Origin of the sequence: Aminobacter sp. UC22_36 (genome assembly GCF_044056035.1) — a bacterium.
Taxonomy (GTDB): domain Bacteria; phylum Pseudomonadota; class Alphaproteobacteria; order Rhizobiales; family Rhizobiaceae; genus Aminobacter.
The window spans coordinates 4,935,865-4,955,836 of the sequence record NZ_CP171996.1; the positions used below are offsets into that span (position 1 = coordinate 4,935,865).

Here is a 19,972-nt window from a genome sequence, read left to right on the forward strand (position 1 = left end):
AGATGCTCCGTGAACAATGGAGGCCGGTCTAGCACAGATGTCCGATCAGGCAGCAGGCCAGAACATGGTGACGCTGTCCGCCAGCGCTCTAAACTTGTCGAGCATGATCTTATCCGAAAACTGGTTCCACGTTTCGGGACCATGCTCTAGCCGCGCCAGGCCATCCGCATGTAGACGCCGCCGTGCTCGAGTTCGTCGAGCATCTGGTCGAGCCGCTTGCGGCGGGTCGCCTCCAGCTTGGCGCGATCGATCCAGCCCAGATAATCGTTGCGCTGATAGTCAGGTCGCGCCTCATAGGCATCGAGCAGGTCGCGCGAGACGAGCTCGCCGCGGATCCAGTCCGGCATCGGGTTGATTTGTCGTGTCAGAGCCATAGCCGAAACGTGTGTTCTTCCTGCCTTACGGTCAATTCGACAAGCAGCGGTCAGCTGACATTTCCTGCCAGCTTGCTCCGTCATATGCCTGCCCGAGGTCCATTGCTAAGGTGCCGCGGTCGAGTCGCATGCGAGGTACCGATGATTGACCTTATCCTGACCATCGTTCACCACCTTCTGGCATTCGCGCTCGCGGGCGTGATCGCCGCCGAGGTCATGCTGGTGCGCCCCGGGCTCAGCCGGCGCAACCTCGCTCTGCTCGGGCGCATCGACGCGACCTATGGCGGGCTCGCAGCACTCTTGGTGCTTATCGGAGCGTCACGCGTCTATTTCGGTCTGAAGGGCTGGGAGTTCTACGTCTACAACCCGACCTTCTGGGCCAAGATGGCTGCCTTCGCCGCGGTCGGGCTTTTGTCGATCGTACCGACGATCCGCATTGCGCGCTGGCGCGGCGCCAGCGGTGGCGAGGCTTACGTCGTTCCAGATGCCGAGATCGCCAGGGTGCGCACTTTCCTCAAGGCCGAGATCGCCGTCTTCGCGCTCATCCCGATCCTTGCCGCGGCGATGGCGCGTGGCTACTGAGCCGCCACTTCCGCTTCCGCGACCTCGATCGGATCGATTTCGTCGAGGGGCACCAGCGGAGCCGGTTCGCTCGTCGACTTTTCCGGCGATTTGCAGATGTCGGCGATGACGCAGCGCCAGCAATCGGGCTTGCGCGCCTTGCAGACGTAGCGGCCATGCAGGATCAGCCAGTGATGGGCATGCAGCATGAACTCGTCGGGGATGATCTTGACCAGGATCGCCTCGATCTGCTCCGGCGTCTTGCCAGGTGCGAGCCCGATCCGGTTGCCAATACGCAGGATGTGGGTGTCGACGGCCATGGTGTGCTGGCCGAACGCCATGTTGAGCACGACATTGGCGGTCTTGCGCCCGACGCCCGGCAGCTCGACCAGCAGGTCGCGATCGCCGGGGACCTCGCCGCCATGGTCGCGGATCAGCGCCTCGGACAAAGCGATGACATTCTTGGCCTTGTTGCGCCACAGGCCGATGGTGCGGATGTGCTGGCCGACCGTGTCCTCGCCCAGCGCCAGCATCTTCTCGGGCGTATCGGCGATGGCAAAAAGCGCGCGTGTCGCCTTGTTGACGCCGGCGTCGGTCGCCTGGGCCGACAGCACAACGGCCACCAGGAGTGTGAAGGCATTGACGTGTTCGAGCTCGCCCTTCGGCTCGGGCCGCTGGATCGAGAAACGATGGAAGATCTCGCGCACTTCTGCCGCCGAATAGAGCGGCTTGCTGCGGGCGATGCGGGCACGCGGCTTGGCGCCAGCGCCTGATGTGAGACCTTTCGGCGAGACCTTTGGCTTATCTTTGGGCTTGGGGTTTTTCATCGCCTCTCTATAATTAGTCGTCATGAGCGAGACAAACGCCAGTTTTGTTGCCGACCAGCCCTTCTTCAAGGCGCTCCTGTTGCCGCACCGCTCGCTCGGCCGTACCGGCTTCATGATTCTGATGGGCGCGCTGACATTCGGCTGGATCGTCACCGGGATCATCTTCCTGAGCCAGGGAGCCTGGCCGATCTTCGGTTTCCTCGGCCTTGACGTGATTGCCCTTTATGTCGCCTTCCGGTTCAACTATCGCGCCGCCCGCGCCCGCGAGGAAGTCAGCATTTCCCGCACCAGCTTGGACATCCTGAAGACGACGCCATCGGGCAAATCGGAGCAGTACCACTTCAACCCGTTCTGGGCCAGCTTTGCAGTCTCCCGCCACGACGAGATCGGCATTACCGGCATGGCAGTCGAGACACGCGACAAAAGTGTTCCGATCGGCAGCTTCCTCAATCCCGACGACCGCGAGAGCTTTGCCACGGCCTTTTCACGGGCTCTTGCAACCGCAAGGAGCAGATGAGCAGGAATCGGGTGGGAAATACCCACAGCCCACGCGATATTGGCGTCCAAGGAGATATTGCCATGAACGCCCAGACGCAGACGAAACCCATCGCCACGTTGCAGCACGACATTACGCCGACCGGTTCCGAGTATGAGACGGTGCGGCGGGTGATCGAGAAGATCAGCCTCGACTATCGCGACCAGCCCTCGCTTGAGACCTTGGCCGCCGAAGTCGGCGAGACACCGACCAGCCTGCAGAAGCTGTTCAGCCGCTGGGCCGGCCTGTCGCCCAAAGCCTTCCTGCAGGCGGTGACGCTCGACCATGCCCGCAAATTACTTGACGATGGGCTGCCGCTGCTCGAAACCTCGTTCGAGGTCGGCATGTCGGGACCGGGCCGCCTGCACGACCTGTTCGTCACCCATGAGGCGATGTCGCCGGGCGACTACAAGACGCGCGGCGCCGGGCTCACCATCCGCTACGGCTTCCACATCTCGCCCTTCGGCGTGGCACTCGTCATGGTCACCGACCGCGGCCTCGCCGGCCTGTCGTTCAACGACGCCGGTGAAGAGCGTGCCGCTTTCGCCGACATGTCAGGCCGCTGGCCGAACGCCACCTATGTCGAGGACATGAGTGCGACGGCACCTTATGCCGCGCACATCTTCGACCCGTCCCGCTGGCGCCAGGACCAGCCCTTGCGCGTGGTCATGATCGGCTCCGACTTCCAGGTGCGTGTGTGGGAAGCACTGCTCAAGATCCCGATGGGCCGGGCCTGCAGCTATTCGGCGATCGCTTCGGAAGTCGGCTCGCCCAAGGCAAGCCGCGCCGTCGGCGCGGCCGTCGGCGCCAACCCGCTGTCATTTGTCGTGCCCTGCCACCGGGCGCTCGGCAAGTCCGGCGCGCTGACCGGCTATCACTGGGGCCTGACGCGCAAGCGGGCTATTCTGGGCTGGGAGGCGGGACAGCTGACCGGCGCGGACGAGAAAACAGCCGCGGTCCGAACAGGTTGATGCACAAGCCGGCGATGACAAGGCTGGAAGCACCAAGCTTCCAGCCTTGGAGTGGCTCGCCAAGCAGAACCGCCGAGCCGAGGAAGCCGAACACCGGCACAAGCAAGGTGAAGGGCGCGACCGTCGAGACCGGATAGCGCGCCAGCAGCCCGCTCCAGGCGGCGAAGCCGAACAGCGTGGAGAGATAGACGATATAGGCAATCGAACCGACCGAGACCCTGTCCAGTCCGGCGAAGCTGCTTATGAAATGCTGCGGATCGAGGACCAGTGCTACGGCCAGCAGTGGCGGCAAGGCGAACAGGCTGCCCCAAACGACGAGGCCAAGCACGTTGGGCGCTGCTGCGGCACGCTGCGATATCTGCTTCGAAACGACATTGCCTCCGCCCCATGCAGCAGCCGCCGCGATCAGCAGCAACAGCCCGACCATGGACACGTCACCACCAATATGCAGCGCGACCATGCCGACACCGCTGAAAGCCAGGACAGCCCCAGCCAGCTGCCAGGGTGTCGGCCGCTCGCCGAGCAGGATCATCGACAAGCCGATGGTGAAGAACACCTGCAGCTGAAGGATCAATGACGACAGCCCGGCGCTCATGCCGATCTTCATGCCGGTGAACAGAAAGCCGAACTGCAGCGCAAAGATCAGCAAACCATAGGTGGCGATCATCGACAGCGGCACGTTCGGGCGCTTGATGAAAAACACCCATGGGAAGGCGGCGAGGAAGAACCGCATGACGCCGAGCGCCAGCGGCGACACCTGCCTCAGCCCGAGCTTGATGATGGCGAAATTGACGCCCCAGATCAGCACGATGCTCAAGGCAAGCAGGAGATGGCGCGGGCGCATGGTTCAATTTTCCTGAAGACATCAATCAAATAATTGAATTTATTGACTTTTTTAGTCTATCTGATGGTGGCATGAAGGGAAAGGCCCGTCTTTCGCGCGTCCCGAACGGCCTGGTGCAGCCCTCCTGCAAGTTGCACTGACTGGCGCCCACCGGGGCCTGACACACAAGAGGACCATACTGGGGATCCTGGCAAGTCGGGCTTTGGCCCGGCCGGCGCCAGCTCGGATCGCATAGAGTGATAGACGCCGACGTCTCCATTCAGCACGACATCGCCGAGATTATATCAGCTCTTGATCATGTTTATTTGAATTAGACTGCCCTGGAACTTCGCAGCGCTTAGTCGACAAATGCTTTCTTGTGGCGATGGACCAAAATTGCGACGCATCTGAATCACAATATGCGTGCAGATACCTTGTTGGTCGGCCACTTGTTCCAAGAAAAATCGCCTATCTCGTAAATAATCAGTACAACGTTACTTCAAAATTCTACAACAAAAATGATTGACGCGATGTCGAATATCGCGAATTTGTGTAGAATAAATGCCATGCACACAAATGAGTTTTTTACCTGCATTTGTCGTTAATACCAAATTAACCATACTGGATCACCGTCAACTCCAAGACAGGCGGATATTTCGCAGTTCCAGGAGAGCAGAATGAAGTACTGCATGCTCACGGCCGGGCTTGCCATCGCGGCTTGCTCAATAACCCAGCCGGCGCTTGCGGCCACCGGCAGCGTCACTTTCAACGGCACGGTCGCCGCGATCTGCACATTGGTCGTGACCAATGGCAGCGGCACCATGACCGCGAGCCCAGGCCTGCAGTCGTTGAGCTCGCACAATGCCGGCGGTTCGCCTGGCGTTGTCACGATCACCACGACCGGCAATGTTGCCCTGAGCGTTGGCGCACCGACGGCGATCACCGTTCCGCCGGCGGATGTCACCCCGATAACATGGTCGCCGACCTATTCGGTGGCAGGCGCCCATACGATTGCGGAAACCGGCGCTTCTTCCAACCTGTCGACTCCGGGCGTGGACACCGTGACCGTCCACCTTGCCGGCACCAAGACCGGCTCCGACATTTTTGCCGCCGGCAGCTATTCCGCCACCGTCACGGTCACCTGCCAGTAGCGCGGCGATCGCAGACAAGAACGACAGGGAGAGCTTGATGTTGCGAAGTCTGGCAATTCCATTTCTCGGGATGGCTCTGGCGGCTAGCTCGGCCTACGGCCAATCGATGTCGCCGATGCGCGGCGAGGTGACGAGCTTCACCGACGCCTTCGCCGTCCGCGTCTTTCCGTCCAATCCCTACAACAAGAAGATTCGGATCGATGTCCGCGTCTATGACCAGGACTTCCAGCCGGTCGATGCGAAGGTAGCGCCAGACAGCTTCATGCTGGGCGCCGAGGCTTCGCGACCGGTGCTGGTTGTCGTCCCGTTCGACGGCAGCAATGAGCGTAAAGTGCGTATCTGTACGGAAAGCGTGCCATTTCCAAATGAACAGACGCAGATCAAGGCTCAAATATGCGGAAAATTTCTCGGACAGCGGCGTTTCTGACGCTCACGAGCCTCGCCGCATTGACGCCTTGCGCGTCCTGGGCCGAGGACGTCTACAATCTCAACCAGAACCAGAGTGGCTTTTCCCTGCCGGGCGTGACCTTGCCGCAAGGCCAGGATGAGGTGCGTGCCGCGGACGGAACCACCTGTCGTTCGGCTGTCTCGGGCAGCGGCGCCTATCTCGACGTCGGCGTGATCCAGGGCAACAACCGCGAGAACAACGACATCGCAACCTACGGCCGCGTCGTCATTCCGATCGGCCGCACACCCAAGCGACTCGACTGTTCCAAGCTCTACGAGCTCGAAGTCGCGCGGCTGCAGATGGAGCTGAAACTGCTCAAGATGGGCCTGGGCGCCCCGGGCGGTGGCGACATCACCGGCTCGGTGCAGCATTCCAAGGCCGGCTGGGCAGAAAGCGGCTGGACCGACGGCCAGCCGAAACCGAAATAGGGAGGTGTGGTGGCCATGCGACGTTATCTGCAGGCGGGCATCGTGGTATTGGCCAGCCTTGGGGCGGTGACGCAGCCGCAAGCCGCCATCATCGGCACCTGTACCATCAACGTCCAGACCAACGGCACGCTTTCGCCCAATCCCACCATCAATGTCTTCGGTTCGACCCAGGCCGGCGGCTCGGCTGCCTCGGTCAGCGTCACCACCAGTTCGGTGCTGTGTTCTATCCTCAACCTGCTCGACTGTTACGGCCTGTCGGCGCCTGCACCCGTCAACTTCCTGTCGGCTCCGAGCGGAGGCGATGCCAACGTGACCTTCGCCTCCTCTTACACCGTAGATAGCGTGACCTATGGCGGCAGCACGATCACGCGCGTGTCCAACGGCACCAGGATTGTTCCGGTCAACCTGACGGCCACCAAATCGACCGGCATCTTTCCCGCCGGCTCCTACCAGGCACAGGTCGTGTTCCGCTGCGAATGACACAACGCCATCTGGCAAGCGCACGCGACACAGGGTAGTTTCCGCCCGACTTTTCAGGAGACTGCCGTGATCACCGTTGTCGGTTCCATCAACCTCGACCTCATCGCCACCGTCGGCCGCCTTCCCGGCCCAGGTGAAACCGTTCCCGGCGGCGACTTCAAGTCCGCGCCCGGCGGCAAGGGCGCCAACCAGGCGCTCGCCGCGGCGCGCGCCGGTGCTCTGGTGCGGATGGTCGGCGCGGTCGGCAAGGATGCCTTCGCCGGCGAGGCTGTCGCCTATCTCAAGGGCGGCGGCGTCGACCTTTCCGGCGTTGCGGAAATCCAGGCAGCCACCGGCATCGCGCTGATCCTGGTCGGCGGCGACGGCGAGAACATGATCGCGGTGGTACCTGGCGCCAATGGCTCGGTGGTTCCAGGCGATCTCACCAAGGCCCAGTTCAACAAGGGCGATGTCGTCCTGCTCCAACACGAGATCCCGCTTGCGACGGTGGATGCCGCACTCGAGGCCGCACGCAAGGCAGGCGCTGTAACCATGCTCAACACCGCCCCATTCCGTGCCGAAGCCGCGAGCTTCGTCGGCAAGGCCGATTATGTCGTCGCCAACGAAACCGAATTCGATCTCTACGCCGAGGCACTGTCCCTGCCGGCCGGCGAGCGGCAGGCGCGGATGGGTGCATTCGCCCGCAGCACCGGCGCTACCGTCATCGTCACACTCGGCGGCGATGGCGTGCTCGCCGCCAGGGGCGACGAACTGGTCCATGTCGACGCGCTCAAGATCACGCCGGTCGACACAGTCGGTGCCGGCGACACCTTCTGCGGCTATCTGGCCGCTGGCCTGTCGTCGGGCCTCGACCTGGCCGAAGCGCTTCGCCGTGCTGCCGTCGCCGGCTCGCTCGCTTGCCTGAAGCCCGGCGCCCAGCCGGCCATCCCGCTCGCCGCCGAAGTGGATGCGGCACTCGAGGGTTGAACAGGGGGCCTTCTGGACACGCGTAAAATCTCAGTGCTTAGTGCCGAGTGACCGCTGGAGGAACGGAACATGTCGCTTGAGCTTTACGCCGCCTATGTCGTCGCCTGCATCGTCATCGTGCTGATCCCCGGACCGACAGTCACGCTGATCATCGCCTCGAGCATCAGGCACGGCACGCGCGCCGGGCTCGCCAACGCCGCCGGCACCCAGATCGGCGTCGCCATGATGATCGCCATTGTCGGCATTGGCCTCAACCAGATGATCGAGGCGATGGGCCACTGGTTCGAATGGGTCAGGCTATTGGGCGCTGCCTACCTGATCTGGCTCGGCATCCAGATGTTCCGCTCGGGTGGCGAGCTTGCCGCCGACGGTCTGCCCAAGCGGCCGCGCGGCGGCTTCTTCCTGCAGGGCGTCCTGGTTGCGATCAGCAATCCCAAGACGCTGATTTTCTTTGGCGCCTTCATCCCGCAGTTCATCGACCCGAGCGCCAACTATGCCCAGCAGATCGTCATCATGGGTGTTACCGCCATGGTGTTCGCCGCAATGTCGGACTCCGCCTATGCGATTGCCGCCGGCCGCGCCGGCAAGTTCCTGTCGGCCAAGCGCCTCAAGCTGATGACCCGCATCAGCGGCACGTTCCTTGTCGGCGGCGGCGTGTGGCTGGCCTTTTCGCGGGCGAAATAGGGATTCGCGCAGTCAGGAATGCAAAGGGGCGGCCTCGTGCCGCCCCTTTCTTGTTTGACGCTTGACCTTAAAGCCGGCCGAGGCGCTCGACCAGTAGCGCGAAGAAGCCGTCATGATCGATGTCGCGCATGAAGGTTGCGTTCTTCGGGCGCTTGGTGACACCCCACCAGTCGACAACGGTCATGCCCATGGTCAGCTCGGAGGCCGTCTCGACGGTGACGTTGCAGAGCCGGCCCTGGAACAGTTCGGGCTTGATAAGGTAAGCAATGACGCACGGATCGTGTAGCGGACCGCCGTCAGTGCCGTACTTGCCTTCATCGTAGCGCTCGAAGAATTCAAGCATCTGGGCAGTCGCCAGGCCGACTTTGGTGCCGAGCTTGCGGAAAGCGTCGATGCGTTTGGTCGTGGTCAGCGCCTTGTGGGTGACGTCGAGCGGCATCATGACGATCGGCACGCCCGAGCGGAACACCACGTCTGCGGCATGCGGGTCGACATAAATGTTGAACTCGGCCGACGGCGTGACGTTGCCGCCTTCGAAGAAGCCGCCGCCCATCAACACGATCTCCTTGATGCGCGGGGCGATCCTGGGCTCGCGGATCAGGGCCAGTGCGATGTTGGTCAGCGGGCCGAGCGGGCACAGCGTGACGGTGCCGGCTTCCTCGCGCATCAGCGTCTCGACCAGATAGTCGACGGCATGCTGCTCCTGCAGCTTCATCTTGGGTTCGGGCAGGTCGGGGCCGTTGAGGCCGGTCTTGCCGTGGACTTCCTCGGCGGTGACCAGTTCGCGCATCAGCGGACGAATGGCACCGGAAAAAACCTTGATGTCGGGGCGACCGGCCAGTTCGCAGATCTTGCGGGCATTGTTTTCGGTCAGCTTCAGCGGCACGTTGCCAGCGACGGCGGTAATTCCCAGAATGTCGAGCTCGGGGCTCCCCAGCGCCAATAGTATGGCGACGGCATCGTCCTGACCGGGGTCAGTGTCGATGATAATCTTGCGCGGTACGGGCATTTTCTTTCCTTGTTGGGCAGTTTTTTGCAGTCTTGAAGTTGCCGACGGGGCGGACCATATCAACAACAGACGGGAAAATGCCATCCGGGTTTTTCCGCATTATGTCGCTCTCGGAGGACAAGCTGTAACATGAGCCGTATGACGCCCTTCTCGAGCCCGCTTCTTCTGGGCTTCGACACGATGGAAAAGACGCTGGAGCGCCTTGCCAAGTCGGGCGACAGCTATCCGCCCTACAACATCGAACGCATCAGGGATGCCGACGAACGGGGCGAAAGGCTGCGGATTACGCTTGCGGTGGCAGGTTTCGCCGAAAACGATCTCGAAGTCACCGTCGAGGAGAACCAGCTCATCGTGCGTGGCCGACAGAGCGACGACAAGGAGCGCGAGTTCCTGCATCGCGGTATCGCCTCACGGCAGTTCCAACGCTGCTTCGTGCTTGCCGACGGGATGCGGGTGATCGCGGCCGATCTGAAGAACGGTCTGCTCTCGGTCGATCTCGACCGACCGGAAGCCGAGCGGCTGGTACGGAAAATAAACATATCGGTAGCAGACTAAGCACTGCCGATGGCTCTCATGCGGGATGGCCGAGACGGCATCCTGGCTAGAAGGAGGCTACAATGCCCAATACTGCCCAGAGACACACGATGACCACGGGCGAACTCGCCCATCTCGGCGAAGGCTCCGTTGCCTATCTCAGGAAGGTATCCAGCGACGATCTGCGCGGCCGCTTCCCGGGCCTGACCGAGATCGATCCCGGCCTCGAGCTGTGGGCGCTGTTTGCCGCCACCGGCGAACCTATCCTGTTGTCCGACGCGCGTGACCGCGCCCTTGCGGGTGCGATGGAAAACGACCTGACGACCGTCGCCATCCACTAACCTCAAGCGCTGGCTTCGAGCCGGCGACAGGGTGGCGAAACGGAAAAGGGCCGCGAGATGCGGCCCTTCCCAAGCTTTTCCGAAAAATCGAATCAGGCGGCGTGCGACGCCGGCGTTTCCGACAGCAGAGCGTGGATCGCCGACGAATCGCGCGTGCCGCGAATCTTGGCCACGGTGTCGGCATCGCGCAACACGCGTGCGATGCGCGACAGCGCCTTGAGATGGTCGGCTCCGGCCCCTTCAGGGGCCAGAAGCAGGAAGACGAGATCGACCGGCTGGTCGTCAAGTGCTTCGAAGTCGACGGGCGTTTCCAGGCGCGCAAAGACGCCGGTGATCCGCTTGACGCCTGCGAGCTTTCCATGCGGGATGGCAATGCCATTGCCGACACCCGTCGAGCCAAGTCGCTCGCGCTGAAGGATGGTGTCGAACACCTCCCGCTCGGGGATACCGGAAATCGCTGCGGCCCTTTCGGCGAGAAGTTGCAGAAGCTGCTTCTTCGAGTTCGCCTTCAAGGCCGGCATGATTGCCGGAGCCTCGATCAGATCACTCAGATCCATGCTGAAATTCCCTTGCTGTGCTCACCGCCGCATTGCCCCAAAACCCCACATGCGGTCGGCGGCGACTATCCCTGGGCGACCTTTGCGGTCGAGGGATCTATCCAGCCGATGTTTCCATCGGACCGGCGGTAGACGATGTTGAGGTGCTCGTTGCCAGCATTGCGGAAGACCACAACAGGGCTATCCTTGGTGTCGAGTTCGATGACGGCTGATGCCACCGACATCGTCTTCAGAATCATCGTCGACTCGGCGACGATGGCGGGTGCGAAATCTTCGGGCACATCCTCGTCATCATCGACGAGTGCTGCGACCACCGAATAGGCAACATCGGTCAATTCACCGTTGCCGGCACCCAGATTGTGCGACTTCAGCCGGCGCTTGTAGCGCCTGAGGCGAGTTTCGAGCTTGTCGGCCGCCGCGTCGAACGCGGCAGTCGGTTCCTGAGCCTCACCGGTCGCTTGCAACGACATGCCCGAATCGAGCCGTACCACGCAATCGGCGGTGTAGCGCGAGCCGGCCTTCACGACGTTGACGTGCCCGGAGAAGCCGCGATCGAAGTATTTGCCGATCGCTTCGCCGATACGTCCTTCAATGCGCGTACGAAACGCATCGCCGACGTCCATGTGTTTTCCTGATATGCGCAGGCTCATCTGAAAACTGACCTTTTCTGTTCAGACTTCAAACCGGTCCGAGTTTATACCCGTGGCAGATGCAAACAAGCGTTGGCTCGCTTGTCACACCAATTTTAAGTCCGAACTTGTCGGCTGATCTTGGGCCACCCACCGGCAGCCGCTGGCTCGTGTCGCAAGCCATCCTGTGCCGCATCTTTCCTTGGTGGGCTTAGCCCTCTTCATGCGGGCGGGCTTCTAGACACTTCATTAAGGATTGTCAATCAACGGCCCGGATGGCCGCAAATCCGCGCCTTTCGGCCTAGCTGGCCGTGCCTGCTATCGCACGTTTTTCGCGCCGGCGCTGCACCGATGAAGCGATGTTCATGCCTTCGCGATATTTGGCGACCGTGCGCCTGGCGATGTCGACACCACTTTTCTTCAGGATATCCACAATGGCATCGTCAGACAGCACATCGGCGGCCTGTTCCTCCTCGATCATCTGCCGAATGCGGTCGCGCACGGCCTCCGACGAATGCGCGTCGCCACCCTCGGCCGAGGCGATCGAAGCGGTGAAGAAGTAGCGCAGCTCGAACACGCCACGCGTCGTCAGCATGTATTTGTTGGCGGTGACGCGGCTCACTGTCGACTCATGCATGCCGATGGCGTCGGCCACCGTGCGCAGGTTGAGCGGCCGGAGATGGCGCACGCCGTGGACCAGGAAGGCATCCTGCTGGCGAACGATCTCCGAGGCGACCTTGAGGATGGTCTTGGCGCGCTGGTCGAGGCTGCGGGTCAGCCAGTTGGCGTTCTGCAGGCATTCGCTGAGGAAGTTGCGCTCGGCAGCATCCTTGGTGCGACCAGTCACCTGGGCGAAATAGACCTGGTCGACCAGAACGCGCGGCAGCGTGTCAGGGTTGAGCTCAACCGCCCAGCTGCCATCGGCAGCCTGCCGGACCTCGACGTCGGGCACGATCGTATCGGTGGAACCTCCGCCAAAGCCGCCGCCAGGCCTGGGATCGAGCGCACGAATCTCGGCCAGCATGGCAAGCAGGTCCTCCTCATCGACGCCGCAGAGGCGCTTGAGGCTGTGAAAGTCGCGTTTCGCCAGAAGGTCGAGATTGTCGATCAGTGCGGCCATCGCCGGGTCGAGGCGGTCGCGGCGGACAAGCTGGATACGCAGGCACTCGGCGAGATCGCGGGCAAACAGTCCGGCCGGATCAAAGCCCTGGCAACCGACGAGCACTCTTTGCACAAATGCCTCGTCTACGGCAAAGCGCCCGGCGATCTCATCGGTTTCGCCACGGAAATAGCCAGCTTCGTCGAGCCAGTCAGTCAGCTCGGAGGCAACGAGTCGCTCGGCAGGGTCGACAAAGGCAAAGGAAATTTGCTCGCCGACATGATCGCGCAGGGTGATGGCTGCCGCTGCCATGTCCTCCATGTCGAAGCCTTCGGACGCGCCGCCCGAGCTGGAGCCGGGGGACGCCGACTTCCATTGCATGGCAAGGTCTGGCCCCATGCGCTCGACAGCGCCGGGGTCGTCGGGAAACAGGTTTTCCAGCGAGGTATCGAGCTTCTCGGAGATCGCCTCCGAACTCCAGCCGGCCTCGCCTTCGAACCAATCCTCGCTGGTGGCGGGATTTGCCTCGCCTTGGGTTTCAATTTTCGGAAATTGGTCGGGTGCGTCTTCAGGCGCTTCGATGCGTTCGAGCAGCGGGTTGCGCTCGATCTCGTCGTCGATGAAACGTTCAAGCTCGGTGTGGGTGAACTGTAGCAGCCTGATCGACTGCATCAGCTGTGGCGTCATCACCAGCGATTGCGACTGCCGTAGCTGTAGTTTCGCCGACAGCGCCATAAACTGTTGTGACCCGATCCCGTTCCAAGACTGCCGAAAACCGGCACGCCTGCCAGCCGATAAAACTGGCCCGGCTTTTGCATGTCAAGCAGATTGGGGGTCTGGGCACGCTATTGCCGGCGCATTACCCGGCAATAGCGAATGTAAGCTGCGCATTTCGCCGGCACGTTGCGCTGTAGGCAGCCGTCAGAGCGTGAAGCCCTCGCCGAGATAGAGCCGGCGGACATCGGGATTGGCGACAACCTCGTCGGCGCGGCCGTGGGTCAAAACCTCGCCGGCATGGATGATGTAGGCGCGGTCGATCAGGCCCAGCGTCTCGCGGACGTTGTGGTCGGTGATCAGGACACCGATGCCACGCTTGGTCAGGTGGCGGACAAGTTGCTGGATGTCGGCGACGGCGATCGGATCGATACCGGCAAACGGCTCGTCGAGCAGCATGTAGTTGGGCCGGCTGGCCAGTGCGCGGGCGATTTCAAGACGCCGCCGCTCGCCGCCCGAAAGGGCGATCGCCGGCGCCTTCCTGAGATGGCTGATGTGGAACTCTTCCAGCAACGCATCGAGCGACTTCTCACGCTCCTTGCGGCTCTTTTCGACCACTTCGAGAATCGCGCGGATGTTGTTTTCGACCGACAGGCCACGGAAGATCGAGGCCTCCTGGGGCAGGTAGCCGATGCCGAGACGAGCGCGGCGGTACATCGGCATCGCCGTGACGTCGAAGCCGTCGATCTCGATGGTGCCCTGATCGACCGGCACAAGCCCTGTCACCATGTAGAAGCAGGTCGTCTTGCCAGCACCATTGGGGCCGAGCAGACCAACGGCCTCGCCGGCCCGCACGCCCAGCGTCACGCCTGACACCACCTGCCTGCCCTTGTAGCTCTTGGTCAGGCCCTTGGCGATCAACGTGCCCTTGAACTTACCGTTCTTGGTACTGCCTGTCGTCGCGGGCGCGGCAAGTTTTTGCGCCGAGCCGGGCTTCAGACGCGACAACAGCGAGGATGCCTCAGTCATTTATTTCTTCTGCGAACCCGGTGTGATCGACATCATGACGCGACCATTGCCCTTGGCGCCCTTGTTGCAGCCGTCGACCTGGGCAAGCCCGGTCTTCATCTGCACGGTGAGCTTGCAGCCAACAAGGACATTGTCGCCTTCCGACAGAACGACTTCCTTGCCGGACATCACCAGCACTTCGGTCTTCATGTCGAAGGTGCCGCGGTCGCCGGTGGCAACCTGCTTGTCGGACTTCACATAGACCTTGTCGTCGACCTCAAGCCTGTCGATGTTGGCCGAGCCGGTGGCGGCCGAGCCGCCATCCTTGGCGTAATAGACGGTCATCTTGCCCGACTTCATGACAGTCGGACCCTGGGTGACACTGACATTGCCGGTGAAGATCGCCAGGTTTTCCGATTCGCGGACCTCGAGCTTGTCGCTCTCGATCTGGATAGGTTGGTCGCCGGAAAGCTTGAGGCCCGACAGCCTGCTCTGGCTGTCTTGCGCAAAAGCGCCGGCGGTGCAAAGCACGACGCCCGCGCATGTTAACGCGGCCAATGACCGCCAAGACCTAATTTGCCGCACTCCCGCCTCCGCTGCCATTCTGCGCCGCCTTCATCCGCGCGGGATCGATGTCCACGCGTACCTTTTTCTCGAACACGACAACCTTGCCGTTTTCGAGCATGGACATCGAATCGGACGTGATCCTCGAACCGTCAAGGCTTATTTCGACCGGTTGGTCAGACTTCATCGCGCCACTGCCCATGTCGAGATACGCCGATTTGAGCTTGGCGACCATACCGTCGCTGGTCTTTACGATTACTTGCTCGGTCAGATTGAGCGTATTGCCCTCGCGGTCGTAGACGCCGCGCGCCGCATCGACCTTGGCAATGTTGTCGGCTGAGATCGGCAGGTTGGCGTCGATGCCGAGCAACTCGACGACACCCTGGTTGGCCGGATCCTGCACGGCACGGTCCGCGGTCATCGAATAAGGCAGGTTGTCGCGGGTGAAGCCGCTGAGCTGGGGCTTGGCCATGACCAGCTTGCCTTCGGAGAAGGCGGCACCTTCCGCCTTGACCTGAATGGAAGGCGGCGCGGCAAGATAAGTATAGCCGCCAAACAGCACGGCAAGCACCACTGCCGCCAGCGGCAAAGCGCGCTTGAGGAAGCGGACGCGGCGCGAATGGCGCGCGGCAAGATCGAAAGCATCGGCGCGCGAAGTCGCAAGCGCGATTGCGGTTTCCACCGCAACGCCGCCACCGCCGCCACTCGTCTCGATCGGTCGCGCCAACTGAAATGTCCTTCTGAACTACCTACGCCGCCTGCAGGCGGGCACGGTGAAGCGGATGAAAGCCACGAAAATATGACCATAAGGTCAAAGAGTTGCGGCCGAACGCACTGATGCCCCGCGTCCGGCAGCCGAAATGCAAACCCCAATATGGCTATTTAGCTTACAAATCCCAAGTCCCGCAACGTCAGCTGCGTCAGGAAAGCTGTGGCTCTCGCCAATGCGTTGCTTTAAAAGCGCAAGCCTGCACAGCATGCGAGGCACGCCATGTCCATGAAAGCCGACGATCTGATCGACCGACGCCGCTTGCGGCGCAAGTTGACCTTCTGGCGGGTCGCAGCCTTCCTGATTGCAGCCCTCGCCATCGTCGGCATGTCGACATGGCTTGCCGGCGAGCGAATTCCCGGCGTGACCAGCGACCACATCGCCAAGGTCCGGATCGAAGGCACGATCACCGAGGACGAGGACCTGCTGCGCCGGCTCGACGAAGTCCGCAAGGCGGCCTCCGTCAAGGGCGTGATCCTGTCGATCGATTCGCCCGGCGGCACCACTGCCGGCGGCGAAGCGATCTTCGATGCCGTGCGCAAGCTCGCGGCCGAGAAGCCCGTCGTTGCCCAGGTCGGCACGCTTGCGGCATCCGCCGGCTACATGATCGCCTCGGCGTCGGATCACATCGTGGCGCGCAAGTCGTCCATCGTCGGCTCGATCGGCGTCCTGGTGCAGTTTCCCGACCTGACCGGCCTGATGGACAAGCTCGGCGTCAAGCTCGAGGAGATCAAGTCGTCACCGCTGAAGGCCGAACCCTCGCCATTCAACCCGACGACCGACGAAGAACGCGCCATGATGCGCAACATGATTCTCGACAGCTACGACTGGTTTGTCGGCATCGTCGCCGACCGCCGCTCGCTGTCGAAGGCCGAAGCCACCGCCCTTGCCGACGGCTCGGTGTGGACCGGACGCCAGGCGCTCGCCAACAAGCTGATCGACGAGGTCGGCGGCGAGGATCAGGCCATCGCCTGGCTCGGCACCAAGGGGATCGATGCCAAGCTCGAAGTCATCGAGTGGAAGCCCGCCCGCACAGGCAGCTTCTTCCTGCCGAACGCACTTGCCCAGGCGCTCGGTCGGGCACTCGGCGTTGGCGATTTCTCCTCGGAGCTGATCAAGGAGATGGGCGCCGACCGCTTGTTCCTTGACGGTATGCTGTCGCTCTGGCAGGCTGAAAAAGCTGTGTCAGGCGGCTGAAAAACAAATAAAATCATCACTATCTCGACGGGGACCGAGCACATGATCAAGTCTGAACTGGTGCAAATCATTGCCACACGCAATCCGCATCTGTTCCTGCGGGATGTCGAGAACATCGTCAGCGCCATCTTCGACGAAATCACCGACGCCCTTGCCGATGGCAATCGCGTCGAGCTGCGCGGCTTCGGCGCTTTTTCGGTCAAGAACCGTCCGGCGCGCACCGGCCGCAACCCGCGTACCGGCGAATCCGTCGAGGTCGAGGAAAAGTGGGTGCCGTTCTTCAAGACCGGCAAAGAGCTGCGCGAGCGGCTGAACTCCGCGAAGTAAGCCGCCAGTCGGCTGTGGCGGCGGGGCTTTAAACGGGAATATCCATGTTCAACCGCTTCATGCTCATCGTTGTATTCGTGCCGGTGGCGATCGTGCTGATCGCACTCGCCGTCGCCAACCGCGGCCCGACGGCATTCACGCTCGATCCGTTCAATCCGGGCAACCCGGCGCTGACCATCCAGGCGCCGCTGTTCGTGCTCCTGTTCCTGGCACTGGCGTTCGGGGTGATTCTCGGCGGCGCGGTGACCTGGCTCAAGCAGGGCCGCTTCCGCAAGGTCGCCCGCCAGCGCGGCCTCGAAGCCGAGAGCCTGCGCCAGGCAGCGGCCCAGCGGCCGCCGGTCGCGCAAGGCCCGGCCCTGCCGCGACCCAACTGATCCGCTCCGGCGCGACGACCTTTCAGGGAGAATTCCATGCTGCATTTTTCGGCCGATGACATCGACCGCGCACTGACCTTTCCCGGACTGGTCGAGACACTGCGCTCGGCCTTCCGCGAAGGTGCGGTGCAGCCGGTGCGCCATCATCACACTGTCGAGCGCGCCAAAGGCACCGATTCGACCCTGCTTTTGATGCCGGCCTGGACCGACTTCAAGGCTGCGGGCGCCGGCGCCGACGGGCATATCGGCGTCAAGATCGTCACCGTTTCGCCCGATAACAACGACATCGCCAAGCCGGCGGTCGTCGGGCTCTACCTGCTTCTCGACGGGGTCACCGGCGAGCCGCAGGCGCTGATGGACGGCCCGCGCCTGACCCAATGGCGCACGGCCTGCGCTTCGGCCCTGGCCGCCTCCTATCTGGCGCGCAAGGATGCCTCGAAACTGTTGGTGATCGGTGCTGGCGCGCAGTGCAAATTCCTGGCTCGGGCGCACGCCGCCGTTCGTCCCATCAAGCAGATCCGCGTCTGGAACCGGACGCTCGCCAACGCCGAAACGCTGGCCGCTTCGTTGCGCGGCGAAGGTTTTGAGGCAACCGCCGTCTCCGATCTCGATGCCGAACTCGGCTGGGCCGACATCATCACCGCCGGCACGATCTCGACGACCCCGCTGGTCAAGGGCGCCAAGCTCAAGCCGGGCTGCCATGTCGATCTTGTCGGCGGCTTCACGCCCGGCATGCGCGAGGCCGACGACGCGGCGATCAGCAAGGCGCGCGTCTATGTCGACACCCGCGCCGGTGCGACCAAGGAAGCCGGCGACATCGTCCAGCCGATTGCAGCTGGCGTTCTTAAGGCCGACGACATCGTCGCCGACCTGCATGAGCTCGCTCGCGACCAGAAGCCCGCCCGCCAGTCGGCGGACGAGATCACCCTGTTCAAGTCGGTGGGTGCGGCACTCGAAGACCTCGCCGCCGGCATCGCCGTCTACAAGGCGCTCAAGCGGTAGCCCTGAGACGTATCTCCGCATCCATGGCTTCCCGCGATCAGGCGGAAGTCGTGTTCGCTGAGTGGGCAGAGCCCGAGGCGGAGCTGATAGCCCCAATTGCGGCCGGCGGTGAAATCGAGCCGTCCGAGCAGCATTGCGATCGGCGTCTCGTGAGACGCCGCCCAATCGATATCGCGGCGAAACGGCCGGAAGCCGCCACCCATGTCGAACTGGTAGGGGTCGCCCTTCCGCACCCAACCGATGGCGGTGAAGGACCTCAGGCCATCCTTGCCGCCCATGACCATGGACGGCGAATAATAGATGACGCCATCTCCAGCCTTGATGCGATGCAGGGGGGCTGCCTTGCCATGGCAGACCTGCATGAAGCCGCCGGCCCGACCACGCCTGACATGCTCGGCCGAGGCGACGGCAAGCCAGCAGCCGGTGTTCATGACGGCGCCACCGCGGCTTCATCGAGGCAGTAGACGCGCAGGCGATGATTGTCGGGATCGAGTGCGACAAAGCTGCGGCCAAAATCCATGTCGGTCGGCCCCTGAAGAACCTTTAGCCCGCGACCGACCCATTCCGCATGGGTGGCGTCGACCTCCGCTGGCGTATCGAGGGCAAAGACGATCTCGGCACCGCCACCGGCCGCAGCCGCAGCCGGCTCGACAGTATGGCGCGACCACAGGCCGAGCTTGAAGCCGCCATCGAGCACGAACATGGCGAAGGTCGGCGACGATTCGACTGGCTCACGGCCGAGCAGCTTGCTGTAGAAAGCGCCGCTGGCCTTGGGGCTGTCGACATAGAGGATGATAAAGTTGGGGCTGCGCATCGCTGTTTTCCTTGTTTCGAACAAGGAAGAGCCTAGGCGAAGCCACTGTCAGATTCTGGCAGTAGCGATCAAAGCTTTCTCGTAGCGATCAAAGGTTTCTCGACGAGTCGAGGGTTGCCCGCCACTCCTTGAGCATCACCAGCCGCCGCCTGGGATAGCGCGCGTCGGTCGCTTGGAGATCGGAAATGCGGTCGGCGCGAAAATGTCTGAAATCCTGGCGCATCTCGCACCACGCCACGACCACCCGAACCTTGTCGAAGAAGCCAAGCGCGAACGGCCAAACGGTGCGGCGCGACGCTGTCCCGGATGCATCTTGGTAGTTCATTTCGATCTTGCGCTCGGCGCGGATCGCCTGTCGGATGACGCCAAGGTCGACGCTTTCGTGCGTCGCCCCGACGCTCGGACCGACCAGCAGCGCGGTCGCGTCGAGTTCATCGCGCAGGTCTTCGGGCAGCACGGCGGCGATTTTGGCGAGCGCATCGGTGGCTGCGGCCGACAGGCGCATGTCAGGCTGCTTGGCGACCCAGCGCGAACCGAGCACGATGGCCTCGATCTCCTCGTCGGTGAACATCAGCGGCGGCAGCATGAAACCGGGCTTCAGCACATAACCGATACCCGGCTCGCCCTCGATCGGCGCGCCCTGCCCCTGCAGCGTTGCGATGTCGCGGTAGAGCGTGCGGATCGAGACGTCGAGTTCGCCAGCGAGCACAAGCCCGCTCACCGGTCGACGGTGGCGGCGCAAAATCTGGATGAGATCGAGCAGGCGTTCGGAGCGCGACATGATTC

Annotated in this window: 28 protein-coding genes; 15 read left to right on the forward strand and 13 right to left on the reverse strand. The window is 62.5% G+C overall.

Features of this window, described 5'->3' with window-relative positions; translation table 11 throughout:
• Positions 1 to 146 precede the first annotated feature (146 nt).
• Positions 147 to 347: a YdeI/OmpD-associated family protein gene (locus ACHMW7_RS27655; protein ID WP_395448559.1), complete on the reverse strand. Its 201-nt coding sequence runs from the start codon at positions 345 to 347 to the stop codon at positions 147 to 149.
• Between the two features lie 168 nt (positions 348 to 515).
• On the opposite strand from ACHMW7_RS27655, the gene ACHMW7_RS27660 reads away from it, so the two are divergent.
• Entirely contained in the window at positions 516 to 956 is a 441-nt protein-coding gene (locus ACHMW7_RS27660) for a DUF2214 family protein (protein WP_395448560.1), read from the forward strand.
• On the opposite strand, the gene nth is transcribed toward ACHMW7_RS27660, so the two are convergent.
• Positions 950 to 1,762: an endonuclease III gene (gene nth / locus ACHMW7_RS27665; RefSeq protein ID WP_395448561.1), complete on the reverse strand. Its 813-nt coding sequence runs from the start codon at positions 1,760 to 1,762 to the stop codon at positions 950 to 952. The two genes, ACHMW7_RS27660 and nth, sit on opposite strands and share 7 nt — an antisense overlap.
• A gap of 22 nt (positions 1,763 to 1,784) precedes the next feature.
• Here nth and ACHMW7_RS27670 point away from each other — a divergent pair, with 22 nt between their 5' ends.
• Positions 1,785 to 2,279 (forward strand): DUF2244 domain-containing protein, encoded by a 495-nt coding sequence (locus ACHMW7_RS27670; RefSeq protein ID WP_395448562.1) that lies wholly within the window; start codon positions 1,785 to 1,787, stop codon positions 2,277 to 2,279.
• 62 nt (positions 2,280 to 2,341) lie between these two features.
• Positions 2,342 to 3,268 carry a methylated-DNA--[protein]-cysteine S-methyltransferase gene (locus ACHMW7_RS27675; protein WP_395448563.1) on the forward strand — a complete coding sequence of 309 codons (927 nt, stop codon included), beginning with the start codon at positions 2,342 to 2,344 and terminating at the stop codon, positions 3,266 to 3,268.
• On the opposite strand, the gene ACHMW7_RS27680 is transcribed toward ACHMW7_RS27675, so the two are convergent.
• Positions 3,198 to 4,112 carry an EamA family transporter gene (locus tag ACHMW7_RS27680; protein ID WP_395448564.1) on the reverse strand — a complete coding sequence of 305 codons (915 nt, stop codon included), beginning with the start codon at positions 4,110 to 4,112 and terminating at the stop codon, positions 3,198 to 3,200. The genes ACHMW7_RS27675 and ACHMW7_RS27680 overlap by 71 nt on opposite strands.
• 656 nt (positions 4,113 to 4,768) lie before the next feature.
• Between ACHMW7_RS27680 and ACHMW7_RS27685 the strand changes: the two genes are divergently transcribed.
• The 6 genes from ACHMW7_RS27685 to ACHMW7_RS27710 all read left to right on the forward strand — a co-directional run bounded on the left by ACHMW7_RS27685 (position 4,769) and on the right by ACHMW7_RS27710 (position 8,248).
• On the forward strand, positions 4,769 to 5,242 hold the full coding sequence (locus ACHMW7_RS27685; protein WP_395448565.1) for a hypothetical protein: 474 nt from the start codon (positions 4,769 to 4,771) through the stop codon (positions 5,240 to 5,242).
• A 115-nt stretch (positions 5,243 to 5,357) separates the two neighbouring features.
• Positions 5,358 to 5,669 carry a hypothetical protein gene (locus ACHMW7_RS27690; protein ID WP_395448566.1) on the forward strand — a complete coding sequence of 104 codons (312 nt, stop codon included), beginning with the start codon at positions 5,358 to 5,360 and terminating at the stop codon, positions 5,667 to 5,669.
• Positions 5,636 to 6,118 (forward strand): hypothetical protein, encoded by a 483-nt coding sequence (locus ACHMW7_RS27695; RefSeq protein WP_395448567.1) that lies wholly within the window; start codon positions 5,636 to 5,638, stop codon positions 6,116 to 6,118. The genes ACHMW7_RS27690 and ACHMW7_RS27695 overlap by 34 nt, the downstream gene beginning before the upstream one ends.
• 15 nt (positions 6,119 to 6,133) lie before the next feature.
• Complete coding sequence (locus ACHMW7_RS27700) at positions 6,134 to 6,598, forward strand: hypothetical protein (RefSeq protein WP_395448568.1); 465 nt, start codon at positions 6,134 to 6,136, stop codon at positions 6,596 to 6,598.
• Between the two features lie 66 nt (positions 6,599 to 6,664).
• The gene (locus ACHMW7_RS27705) at positions 6,665 to 7,564 is read left to right on the forward strand and encodes a ribokinase (protein ID WP_395448569.1); all 900 of its coding nucleotides are present in this window, start codon (positions 6,665 to 6,667) and stop codon (positions 7,562 to 7,564) included.
• A gap of 69 nt (positions 7,565 to 7,633) precedes the next feature.
• Positions 7,634 to 8,248: a LysE family translocator gene (locus ACHMW7_RS27710; protein WP_395448570.1), complete on the forward strand. Its 615-nt coding sequence runs from the start codon at positions 7,634 to 7,636 to the stop codon at positions 8,246 to 8,248.
• Positions 8,249 to 8,315: 67 nt separating this feature from the next.
• Here the strand turns inward: ACHMW7_RS27710 and ACHMW7_RS27715 are convergent, their stop codons facing one another.
• The gene (locus ACHMW7_RS27715; protein ID WP_395448571.1) at positions 8,316 to 9,257 is read right to left on the reverse strand and encodes a nucleoside hydrolase; all 942 of its coding nucleotides are present in this window, start codon (positions 9,255 to 9,257) and stop codon (positions 8,316 to 8,318) included.
• Between the two features lie 129 nt (positions 9,258 to 9,386).
• On the opposite strand from ACHMW7_RS27715, the gene ACHMW7_RS27720 reads away from it, so the two are divergent.
• Together ACHMW7_RS27720 and ACHMW7_RS27725 are read left to right on the forward strand one after the other, a co-directional pair.
• Positions 9,387 to 9,812 (forward strand): Hsp20 family protein, encoded by a 426-nt coding sequence (locus ACHMW7_RS27720; protein ID WP_109575873.1) that lies wholly within the window; start codon positions 9,387 to 9,389, stop codon positions 9,810 to 9,812.
• 62 nt (positions 9,813 to 9,874) lie between these two features.
• Positions 9,875 to 10,132 carry a DUF1150 family protein gene (locus ACHMW7_RS27725; protein ID WP_067954857.1) on the forward strand — a complete coding sequence of 86 codons (258 nt, stop codon included), beginning with the start codon at positions 9,875 to 9,877 and terminating at the stop codon, positions 10,130 to 10,132.
• A gap of 92 nt (positions 10,133 to 10,224) precedes the next feature.
• Here ACHMW7_RS27725 and ptsN read toward each other — a convergent pair whose 3' ends face one another.
• From ptsN to lptC, 6 genes are all read right to left on the reverse strand, one after another.
• Positions 10,225 to 10,689: a PTS IIA-like nitrogen regulatory protein PtsN gene (gene ptsN / locus ACHMW7_RS27730; protein WP_395448572.1), complete on the reverse strand. Its 465-nt coding sequence runs from the start codon at positions 10,687 to 10,689 to the stop codon at positions 10,225 to 10,227.
• 65 nt (positions 10,690 to 10,754) lie between these two features.
• On the reverse strand, positions 10,755 to 11,339 hold the full coding sequence (gene hpf, locus ACHMW7_RS27735) for a ribosome hibernation-promoting factor, HPF/YfiA family (RefSeq protein ID WP_395448573.1): 585 nt from the start codon (positions 11,337 to 11,339) through the stop codon (positions 10,755 to 10,757).
• A gap of 280 nt (positions 11,340 to 11,619) precedes the next feature.
• Positions 11,620 to 13,152: an RNA polymerase factor sigma-54 gene (gene rpoN, locus ACHMW7_RS27740; RefSeq protein ID WP_395448574.1), complete on the reverse strand. Its 1,533-nt coding sequence runs from the start codon at positions 13,150 to 13,152 to the stop codon at positions 11,620 to 11,622.
• 186 nt (positions 13,153 to 13,338) lie between these two features.
• Positions 13,339 to 14,160 (reverse strand): LPS export ABC transporter ATP-binding protein, encoded by an 822-nt coding sequence (gene lptB, locus ACHMW7_RS27745; protein ID WP_395448575.1) that lies wholly within the window; start codon positions 14,158 to 14,160, stop codon positions 13,339 to 13,341.
• A complete protein-coding gene (locus ACHMW7_RS27750) occupies positions 14,161 to 14,742 on the reverse strand; it encodes an LptA/OstA family protein (RefSeq protein ID WP_395448576.1) in 582 nt (193 codons plus the stop codon). It abuts the gene before it with no gap.
• Positions 14,711 to 15,430 (reverse strand): LPS export ABC transporter periplasmic protein LptC, encoded by a 720-nt coding sequence (gene lptC / locus ACHMW7_RS27755; protein WP_395448577.1) that lies wholly within the window; start codon positions 15,428 to 15,430, stop codon positions 14,711 to 14,713. The genes ACHMW7_RS27750 and lptC overlap by 32 nt, the downstream gene beginning before the upstream one ends.
• Before the next feature lie 264 nt (positions 15,431 to 15,694).
• Here lptC and sppA point away from each other — a divergent pair, with 264 nt between their 5' ends.
• From sppA to ACHMW7_RS27775, 4 genes are read left to right on the forward strand one after another with little or no spacing between them, the layout of a single operon-like run.
• A complete protein-coding gene (gene sppA, locus ACHMW7_RS27760) occupies positions 15,695 to 16,669 on the forward strand; it encodes a signal peptide peptidase SppA (RefSeq protein ID WP_395448578.1) in 975 nt (324 codons plus the stop codon).
• A 42-nt stretch (positions 16,670 to 16,711) separates the two neighbouring features.
• On the forward strand, positions 16,712 to 16,996 hold the full coding sequence (locus ACHMW7_RS27765; protein WP_055981346.1) for an integration host factor subunit beta: 285 nt from the start codon (positions 16,712 to 16,714) through the stop codon (positions 16,994 to 16,996).
• Positions 16,997 to 17,040: 44 nt separating this feature from the next.
• Complete coding sequence (locus tag ACHMW7_RS27770; RefSeq protein WP_395448579.1) at positions 17,041 to 17,370, forward strand: DUF1049 domain-containing protein; 330 nt, start codon at positions 17,041 to 17,043, stop codon at positions 17,368 to 17,370.
• Positions 17,371 to 17,406: 36 nt separating this feature from the next.
• Positions 17,407 to 18,372: an ornithine cyclodeaminase family protein gene (locus tag ACHMW7_RS27775; protein ID WP_395448580.1), complete on the forward strand. Its 966-nt coding sequence runs from the start codon at positions 17,407 to 17,409 to the stop codon at positions 18,370 to 18,372.
• On the opposite strand, the gene ACHMW7_RS27780 is transcribed toward ACHMW7_RS27775, so the two are convergent.
• From ACHMW7_RS27780 to ACHMW7_RS27790, 3 genes are all read right to left on the reverse strand, one after another.
• Entirely contained in the window at positions 18,351 to 18,803 is a 453-nt protein-coding gene (locus ACHMW7_RS27780) for an EVE domain-containing protein (RefSeq protein ID WP_395448581.1), read from the reverse strand. The two genes, ACHMW7_RS27775 and ACHMW7_RS27780, sit on opposite strands and share 22 nt — an antisense overlap.
• Entirely contained in the window at positions 18,800 to 19,186 is a 387-nt protein-coding gene (locus tag ACHMW7_RS27785; protein WP_395448582.1) for a VOC family protein, read from the reverse strand. The genes ACHMW7_RS27780 and ACHMW7_RS27785 overlap by 4 nt, the downstream gene beginning before the upstream one ends.
• Positions 19,187 to 19,274: 88 nt before the next feature.
• Positions 19,275 to 19,967, reverse strand: a complete 693-nt coding sequence (locus tag ACHMW7_RS27790) for a helix-turn-helix transcriptional regulator (RefSeq protein WP_395448583.1) — start codon at positions 19,965 to 19,967, stop codon at positions 19,275 to 19,277.
• Between the last annotated feature and the right edge of the window lie 5 nt (positions 19,968 to 19,972).

What these genes read in the sequence shown, in the direction of transcription:
- ACHMW7_RS27750 (WP_395448576.1), bottom strand. Translation starts at nt 14,742, where the DNA reads ATGGCAGCGGAGGCGGGAGTGCGGCAAATTAGGTCTTGGCGGTCATTG.
- ACHMW7_RS27715 (WP_395448571.1), bottom strand. Translation starts at nt 9,257, where the DNA reads ATGCCCGTACCGCGCAAGATTATCATCGACACTGACCCCGGTCAGGAC.
- ACHMW7_RS27720 (WP_109575873.1), top strand. Translation starts at nt 9,387, where the DNA reads ATGAGCCGTATGACGCCCTTCTCGAGCCCGCTTCTTCTGGGCTTCGAC.
- rpoN (WP_395448574.1), bottom strand. Translation starts at nt 13,152, where the DNA reads ATGGCGCTGTCGGCGAAACTACAGCTACGGCAGTCGCAATCGCTGGTG.
- ACHMW7_RS27660 (WP_395448560.1), top strand. Translation starts at nt 516, where the DNA reads ATGATTGACCTTATCCTGACCATCGTTCACCACCTTCTGGCATTCGCG.
- ACHMW7_RS27690 (WP_395448566.1), top strand. Translation starts at nt 5,358, where the DNA reads ATGCGCGGCGAGGTGACGAGCTTCACCGACGCCTTCGCCGTCCGCGTC.
- ACHMW7_RS27775 (WP_395448580.1), top strand. Translation starts at nt 17,407, where the DNA reads ATGCTGCATTTTTCGGCCGATGACATCGACCGCGCACTGACCTTTCCC.
- lptB (WP_395448575.1), bottom strand. Translation starts at nt 14,160, where the DNA reads ATGACTGAGGCATCCTCGCTGTTGTCGCGTCTGAAGCCCGGCTCGGCG.
- ACHMW7_RS27655 (WP_395448559.1), bottom strand. Translation starts at nt 347, where the DNA reads ATGCCGGACTGGATCCGCGGCGAGCTCGTCTCGCGCGACCTGCTCGAT.
- ACHMW7_RS27725 (WP_067954857.1), top strand. Translation starts at nt 9,875, where the DNA reads ATGCCCAATACTGCCCAGAGACACACGATGACCACGGGCGAACTCGCC.
- ACHMW7_RS27700 (WP_395448568.1), top strand. Translation starts at nt 6,134, where the DNA reads ATGCGACGTTATCTGCAGGCGGGCATCGTGGTATTGGCCAGCCTTGGG.
- ACHMW7_RS27765 (WP_055981346.1), top strand. Translation starts at nt 16,712, where the DNA reads ATGATCAAGTCTGAACTGGTGCAAATCATTGCCACACGCAATCCGCAT.
- ACHMW7_RS27710 (WP_395448570.1), top strand. Translation starts at nt 7,634, where the DNA reads ATGTCGCTTGAGCTTTACGCCGCCTATGTCGTCGCCTGCATCGTCATC.
- ACHMW7_RS27790 (WP_395448583.1), bottom strand. Translation starts at nt 19,967, where the DNA reads ATGTCGCGCTCCGAACGCCTGCTCGATCTCATCCAGATTTTGCGCCGC.
- ACHMW7_RS27770 (WP_395448579.1), top strand. Translation starts at nt 17,041, where the DNA reads ATGTTCAACCGCTTCATGCTCATCGTTGTATTCGTGCCGGTGGCGATC.
- ACHMW7_RS27670 (WP_395448562.1), top strand. Translation starts at nt 1,785, where the DNA reads ATGAGCGAGACAAACGCCAGTTTTGTTGCCGACCAGCCCTTCTTCAAG.
- ACHMW7_RS27785 (WP_395448582.1), bottom strand. Translation starts at nt 19,186, where the DNA reads ATGCGCAGCCCCAACTTTATCATCCTCTATGTCGACAGCCCCAAGGCC.
- ACHMW7_RS27685 (WP_395448565.1), top strand. Translation starts at nt 4,769, where the DNA reads ATGAAGTACTGCATGCTCACGGCCGGGCTTGCCATCGCGGCTTGCTCA.
- hpf (WP_395448573.1), bottom strand. Translation starts at nt 11,339, where the DNA reads ATGAGCCTGCGCATATCAGGAAAACACATGGACGTCGGCGATGCGTTT.
- ACHMW7_RS27675 (WP_395448563.1), top strand. Translation starts at nt 2,342, where the DNA reads ATGAACGCCCAGACGCAGACGAAACCCATCGCCACGTTGCAGCACGAC.
- nth (WP_395448561.1), bottom strand. Translation starts at nt 1,762, where the DNA reads ATGAAAAACCCCAAGCCCAAAGATAAGCCAAAGGTCTCGCCGAAAGGT.
- ACHMW7_RS27780 (WP_395448581.1), bottom strand. Translation starts at nt 18,803, where the DNA reads ATGAACACCGGCTGCTGGCTTGCCGTCGCCTCGGCCGAGCATGTCAGG.
- ptsN (WP_395448572.1), bottom strand. Translation starts at nt 10,689, where the DNA reads ATGGATCTGAGTGATCTGATCGAGGCTCCGGCAATCATGCCGGCCTTG.
- ACHMW7_RS27695 (WP_395448567.1), top strand. Translation starts at nt 5,636, where the DNA reads ATGCGGAAAATTTCTCGGACAGCGGCGTTTCTGACGCTCACGAGCCTC.
- ACHMW7_RS27680 (WP_395448564.1), bottom strand. Translation starts at nt 4,112, where the DNA reads ATGCGCCCGCGCCATCTCCTGCTTGCCTTGAGCATCGTGCTGATCTGG.
- sppA (WP_395448578.1), top strand. Translation starts at nt 15,695, where the DNA reads ATGTCCATGAAAGCCGACGATCTGATCGACCGACGCCGCTTGCGGCGC.